This is a genomic window from Kocuria sp. ZOR0020, from assembly GCF_000800955.1.
Classification (GTDB): domain Bacteria; phylum Actinomycetota; class Actinomycetes; order Actinomycetales; family Micrococcaceae; genus Kocuria; species Kocuria subflava.
Genome location: NZ_JROX01000096.1, coordinates 1 through 6,092, shown reverse-complemented (window position 1 = coordinate 6,092; position 6,092 = coordinate 1). Strand labels below are relative to the sequence as shown.

Here is a 6,092-nt window from a genome sequence, read left to right as displayed (position 1 = left end):
TTCCGCCGCGAGTGGCTGCCGTGGAGAAGCGTGCCGCACAGATGCTGGCCACAGACCCGGAAGACACCGAGGAATCCACAGGTTCTTCGTCCGAGTCGGACATTGGTCCGGGGTCTGATGCTGTCCCTGAGTCTGGTGCAGTTCCGGACTCTGATGCAGCCCGGGAGTCGGATGCAGTGAACGAGTCGGATGCTCCGGGCGTCGTCGTGGTGCCTGAGGACGTACTGCGGCTCTGGCAGCTCTATCAGAACGGTGCCACGGTGTGGCAGCAGCTGACCGAGGCGACTGACGATGCCGAGCCGGTACGCGCCGTGGTGCAAGCCTTGCCCTCCCACCCGGAGCACAACGCTCTGGATCTGGTGGCTCATGCCGTGGCGGCCACGGCGGCGCAGGGACGCGGTGCGGTGGTGGTGGTCCCGGATGCCAAGACCTTGGATCGGTTGCAGGCAGCCGTGGATGCCGTGGTGCCTTCTGAGATGGTGGCGCGTCTGCACAGCGAGGACAAGCCCACGCCCCGGTATCGCGCGTTTCTGGAGGTCTTGCACGGGCGTCGTTGCGTTGTGCTGGGAACTCGTCCGGCCGTGTGGGCGCCGGTGCACAATCCCGGGTTGATCGTGGTTGTCAACGATGCAGACACCAATCTGGTGGAGCAGCGCGCCCCCTACCACCATGCCCGTGACGTCGCCCTGTTGCGCAGCGAAGCCCAGGGACTGTCCCTGCTGCTGGTTTCCCACGCCGTGTCCCCGGAGGCTCAGCGTCTGGTGGACACAGGTTGGGCCATGCAGCTCAAACCCGAGCGGGACGCTCTGCGGCGGCACATGCCGCGGATCGTGGCCACCGCGGATTCCTGGCATGCCGAGCGGGACTCTCTGGCAGGGCGGGCGCGCCTTCCGGAAACGGCCTACCGGGTGGCCCGCCAAGCCTTGGAACGTGGGCCGGTTCTGGTACAGGTGGCCCGTGCGGGCTACGCACCCACGATTGCCTGCGACCGCTGCCGGGAGCCTGCTCGGTGCACCGTGTGTGACGGTCCGTTGCGCATTGGTGGTCACGGCCAGATGCCGGTGTGTGGATGGTGCTCCCGGGAAGCCTTGGCCTGGTCCTGCGGGGTGTGTTCCTCCACAGGGTGGCGTATGACGAGCGTGGGCAGCCAACGTACGGCTGAGGAACTCGGACGAGCGTTTCCTCAGGTGCCGGTCATCGCCTCCTCCGGGGATGCGGTGCGCCGCAGTGTGACGGCACAGCCGGCGCTGGTGGTGGCCACACCAGGTGCCGAACCCTGGGCAGATGGAGGTTATGCCGCCGCCCTGCTGCTGGACGGTGACCGGATGTTGTTCCGTCAGGGGCTGCGCGCCGAGGACGAAACCCTCAACCGCTGGTTCGAGGCAGCTGCCCTGGTGCGTGCGGCTCCAGACGGTGGCACGGTGGTGATCACCTCCGAGCACACCCGGGCCGTCAACACCCTGGTGCGGTGGGATCCCACGGGGCATGCGGTCCGGGAACTGGCCGAGCGTCGTGCCCTGCACCTGCCTCCGGCGGTTCGTTCCGCAGCGGTGACCGGACCCCTTGATGCGGTCCAGGATTTCCTGGGGCTTGCCGGTCTGCGTGACAATGACCCCTCTGTGCGCCTGATCGGCCCAGCACCCGTTGAAACCCACGGACAATCCACGGAGGAGGAGAGCCACAGGGTGCTCTTGTTCTTCCCCTATTCGGTGGCAGCAGACGTCACGCGCCGTCTGCGCGCCGCCAGAGCCGAGGCCTCAGCCCTGCGGCGCTCAGCGCCGGTGCAGGTGCGCTGTGATGTGGCTGACCTCCTGTGACGCCCTCCCTCAGGTGGCCTCACGGCGCCAGACGACGACGCCGGACGTCGTCCACCACGCTCAGCAGTTCCCTGGCTGAAGACTCCCACGTGGAGGCTGCCGCGATGGCCACACCACGTTGCACCAGGGGCCAAGCACGCTCCGGGTCGCCCAGGACGCGAACGGCATCTGCAAAGGCTCGTGAATCACCCACTGGGGCGTAGAGTGCCGCGTTGCCTGCGACTTCACGGAAAATCGGGATTGCGGAGCACACCACAGGTGTTCCGGCACTCATGGCTTCCATGAGGGGCAGTCCGTAGCCCTCTGCCCGTGAGGCATGAACCAGGGCAGTGGCCTGCTGCAACAGGTTTCGGTAGGCGTCATCGTCCAGCCCGTTGTGAAAAACCAACCGAGCGTGCGGTGCCAGATCGGTGAGCTCCTGGCGTCGGGAATCACTGATCCCTGAGACCAGGTGCAGTTCATGGTGGGGGAGCAGAGCTGCCATGCGCACCAGGGTCTCCACGTCTTTGTACGGCATGAAAGAGCCCATGTAGATCAGCTTGTGGGCAGCATCCTGCCGTGACCGCGCCTCCCACAACCGGTGGGCCTGTTCCACGGAAACCACCTGGTGGGCGTCTGCGGCATTGGGCACCACGTGCACCGGGCGTTTGGTCAGCCCGCGCCGGCGGATCAACTCCGCCGAGGTGTGGGAGACCGTGGACACCGCATCCGCACGGTTCAGGGCCACACGCTGGGGCAGCACGGACTTGTGGAACAACCGCCATCCGGCCCGCACGGCAGCGGGGAGATGTCCCGGGGGTGTGGGGTGGTCGTAATAGATCAGGTCATGCAGGGTCAGGATCAGCCCGAACCTGCGCCGGATGGCACCCATGGTCTGCATGGGGGAGAACACCACGTCCGGACGGTGGCGATTGAGCACCTGACCGGTCACAAGTTCCTTGGCGGAGACGGGATCCGGCCCCATGAACCAGGCAAGATCCGGCAGCTTGTCCAGCTGGCGGGGGTCGGAGACCATCACCTGCACGTCAAGATCAGGGCGGGTGGGCAGGATCTGGGCCACACCGTGGGAAAGCCCTGTCACGTAGCGCGAGATCCCGTCATGGCGCCCCACCTTGACGTAACGGGCATCAATCACCAGACGGGTGATGTCGGCAGCGGGCACGGCTCACCGCCTCCGTCGTCGTGAGACCACGGGCAAGAGCTGGGTCAGTTGGGAGGTGTTGGGTCGGGCCAGGTCCAGGCTGGGCAGTTCGTCGTGGATCTCCACGGGCTCCGGAGCGGGCCCGATCAGGAATTGGTCCACCATTTCCGCCACCTCGGGTGCTTTCTCGTAATGGATCAGGTGGCCGACCTCTGGGAAGTCGTGGGTGAGGCGGCGTCGGATCCACGCGGCCATCCGCTGCTGGGAAGCGGGGCTGCCCATGGGGTCCTTGCCGCCGGTGATCAGCAGAACCGGCATGGTCAACAGTGGGGCCACCTCCGCCACCGTGCCCTCCGTGGATGCCTGATAGGCCTCCCGGAGAACCCTGTTGCTGGCGTAGCTGCCAAAGTAGGCGCGGTGTTGGTTGACGATGTACTCGCGGATCTCCGGGTCCTGAGTGGTGGTCATCTCCCGGCTCATGATGTCCGTGGCGGTGTTGCTGCGCAGCAGTTTGTCCCCGAGCCCGAACGGCAGTTTGGAACCCAGCGAATAGTAGGTGTCAGCAATCGAGGAGGCCAGGGCATTGTCCGTGGTCAGGGCCGGCTGGCTGATGGGATTGACCAGGATCAGACGCTCCACCATGCGCGGTGACTCCGCGGCCAGGTGGGCGGCAATCACGGAGCCGAAGGAGTGACCCAGCAGGGCAATGCCGTGATCGGAGTCCGGGGTCACGGTGCCATCGGTCAGAGCCTGGATGAACTCCCGCAGGAACCGCACATAATTGGCCACGCTGTGCGTGCTGTCCTCCCCGGCATCATCCGGGAATGATTCGGAGCGCCCGAATCCCGGCAGGTCCGGCACCACCACGTGGTAGCGATCCCGCAAGGCATCAGCCACCAACTGCAATCCGTGATGATCGCCGCGGAACCCATGGACCATGACCAGAAGCGGCTTGGGGTTGGTGTCGACGTCGTAGAACCAGTACCGGACCTTGTAACCGTCCAGGCGCAGACTGCGTCGTTCGGCTCGGGGGTTCTCCAGCATGGGTTCCTTTCAGACGTGTGAGCAGGTGGGGCACCACAGGCGATGCACCGTGCGTGCAGCCGTGACCAGTCTAGGCAGCGGGTCTGAGTGGGCGCTGAAGAACAGGCACGCACACCCGTGGTCCAGGGCTAGAATGGCACGGTCTGCCCTGACCCGATCCGGCCACCGCCCGTAACTTGCGGAAGCCGACAACGCGGCAGCCAGTCACCACCACCAACGCACAGCTCGAAGGCGAGGCACGTGAGCACGCAGCAGGAGACCACCGCAACCCAGGCCACCGCAGACGCGGATGGCGCCCAGGTGTGGAACGCCGCTGACCTTGAAGCCCGCTGGGGCGGTTGGTGGGAGCAACAGGGGGTGTTCCGCCCCCTGGATGACGGATCCAAGCCCCGCCGCTACGTCCTGGACATGTTCCCCTACCCCTCCGGTGACCTCCACATGGGTCACGCCGAGGCCTTTGCCATGGGGGATGTGGTGGCCCGCTACTGGCAACTGCGTGGATACGACGTCATGCACCCCATCGGGTGGGACTCCTTTGGCCTGCCGGCAGAAAACGCCGCCATCAAGCGCAACGCCCATCCGGCCGAGTGGACGTACAAGAACATTGAAACCCAGAAGGCCTCCTTCAAGCGCTATGGCATTGCCGTGGACTGGGACAGGGAGCTGCACACCTCCGATCCCGAGTACTACCGCTGGACACAGTGGCTTTTCCTGCAGTTCCACGCCCGCGGCCTGGCCTACCGCAAGAACTCCCCGGTGAACTGGTGCCCCAAGGACCAGACCGTGCTGGCCAACGAGCAAGTGGTGGACGGGGCCTGCGAACGCTGCCACACCCTGGTGACCAAAAAGGCCCTCAACCAGTGGTACTTCCGCATCACCGACTACGCAGACCGCCTCCTGGATGACATGTCCCAGCTGGAGGGCAAATGGCCCGAGCGCGTTCTGGCCATGCAGCGCAACTGGATCGGGCGCTCGCAGGGTGCTCACGTGAAGTTCGTGATCGACGACGCCCCCGGCTCGGCCGGGCAGCGGGAGGTCACCGTGTTCACCACCCGCCCGGACACCCTGCACGGGGCCACGTTCTTTGTGGTGGCAGCGGATGCGGATTTGGCCAAGGAGCTGGTTACCCAGGACCGAGCTGCTGAACTGGATGCATACCGGGAGCAGGTCAAGGCGCTGTCCGACATCGAGCGCCAGTCCACGGACCGGGAGAAGACCGGTGTGTTCCTGGGCCGCTACGCCGTGAACCCACTCAACGGTGAGAAGCTGCCCGTATGGGCTGCTGATTACGTGCTGGCCGACTACGGCACGGGTGCCATCATGGCCGTGCCCGCCCATGACCAGCGTGACCTTGACTTCGCCCGGAGCTTTGACCTCCCCGTGCGCGTGGTGGTGGAGACCGAGGACGAGGACCCCGCAGTCAGTGGCGTGGCCACCGCGGGTGAGGGCCGCCTGATCAACTCAGGTGCCCTGGACGGTCTGTCCAAGGCGGAGGCCATCGCCCGGGCAGTAGAGCTCATTGAGCAGGCCGGTACCGGTGAAGCCACTGTGAACTACCGGTTGCGTGACTGGCTGCTGTCCCGTCAGCGTTTCTGGGGTGCCCCCATCCCCATCATCCACTGCGATTCCTGTGGTGAGGTTCCTGTGCCGGAGGACCAGCTGCCCGTGCGTCTGCCCGATGACCTGCGCGGTGAGCAGTTGGCGCCCAAGGGCCAGTCACCGCTGGCAGCAGCTTCGGATTGGGTCAACGTGGCCTGCCCCTCCTGTGGCGGTGCCGCGCAGCGGGACACGGACACCATGGACACGTTTGTGGACTCCTCCTGGTACTTCCTGCGCTACGTCTCCCCGAACGACGACGCAGCCGCCCTTGACCCTGAAGCTGTGCGCCGCTGGGGCCAGGTGGATCAGTACGTGGGTGGTGTTGAACACGCCATCCTGCACCTGCTCTACGCCCGGTTCTTCACCAAGGTGGTTCATGACCTGGGGCTGATCGAGCACACCGAGCCCTTTGACCGTCTGCTCAACCAGGGTCAGGTGCTCAACGGCGGGCGAGCCATGTCCAAATCGCTGGGCAACGGTGTGGACCTGGG

4 protein-coding genes are annotated in these 6,092 nt (G+C 65.7%); 2 read left to right on the top strand and 2 right to left on the bottom strand.

Annotated elements, in window-relative coordinates:
- A partial coding sequence (locus tag L979_RS16250; protein ID WP_047690683.1) for a primosomal protein N' occupies positions 1-1,817 on the top strand: 1,817 nt, incomplete at its 5' end.
- Positions 1,818-1,836: 19 nt separating this feature from the next.
- On the opposite strand, the gene L979_RS06530 is transcribed toward L979_RS16250, so the two are convergent.
- Complete coding sequence (locus L979_RS06530; protein ID WP_231559427.1) at positions 1,837-2,979, bottom strand: glycosyltransferase family 1 protein; 1,143 nt, start codon at positions 2,977-2,979, stop codon at positions 1,837-1,839.
- A gap of 3 nt (positions 2,980-2,982) precedes the next feature.
- Positions 2,983-4,002 carry an alpha/beta fold hydrolase gene (locus tag L979_RS06525; RefSeq protein WP_052209602.1) on the bottom strand — a complete coding sequence of 340 codons (1,020 nt, stop codon included), beginning with the start codon at positions 4,000-4,002 and terminating at the stop codon, positions 2,983-2,985.
- Positions 4,003-4,242: 240 nt separating this feature from the next.
- Here L979_RS06525 and leuS point away from each other — a divergent pair.
- Positions 4,243-6,092, top strand: a 1,850-nt coding sequence (gene leuS / locus L979_RS06520) for a leucine--tRNA ligase (protein WP_047690675.1), incomplete at its 3' end; no start/stop codon positions are given.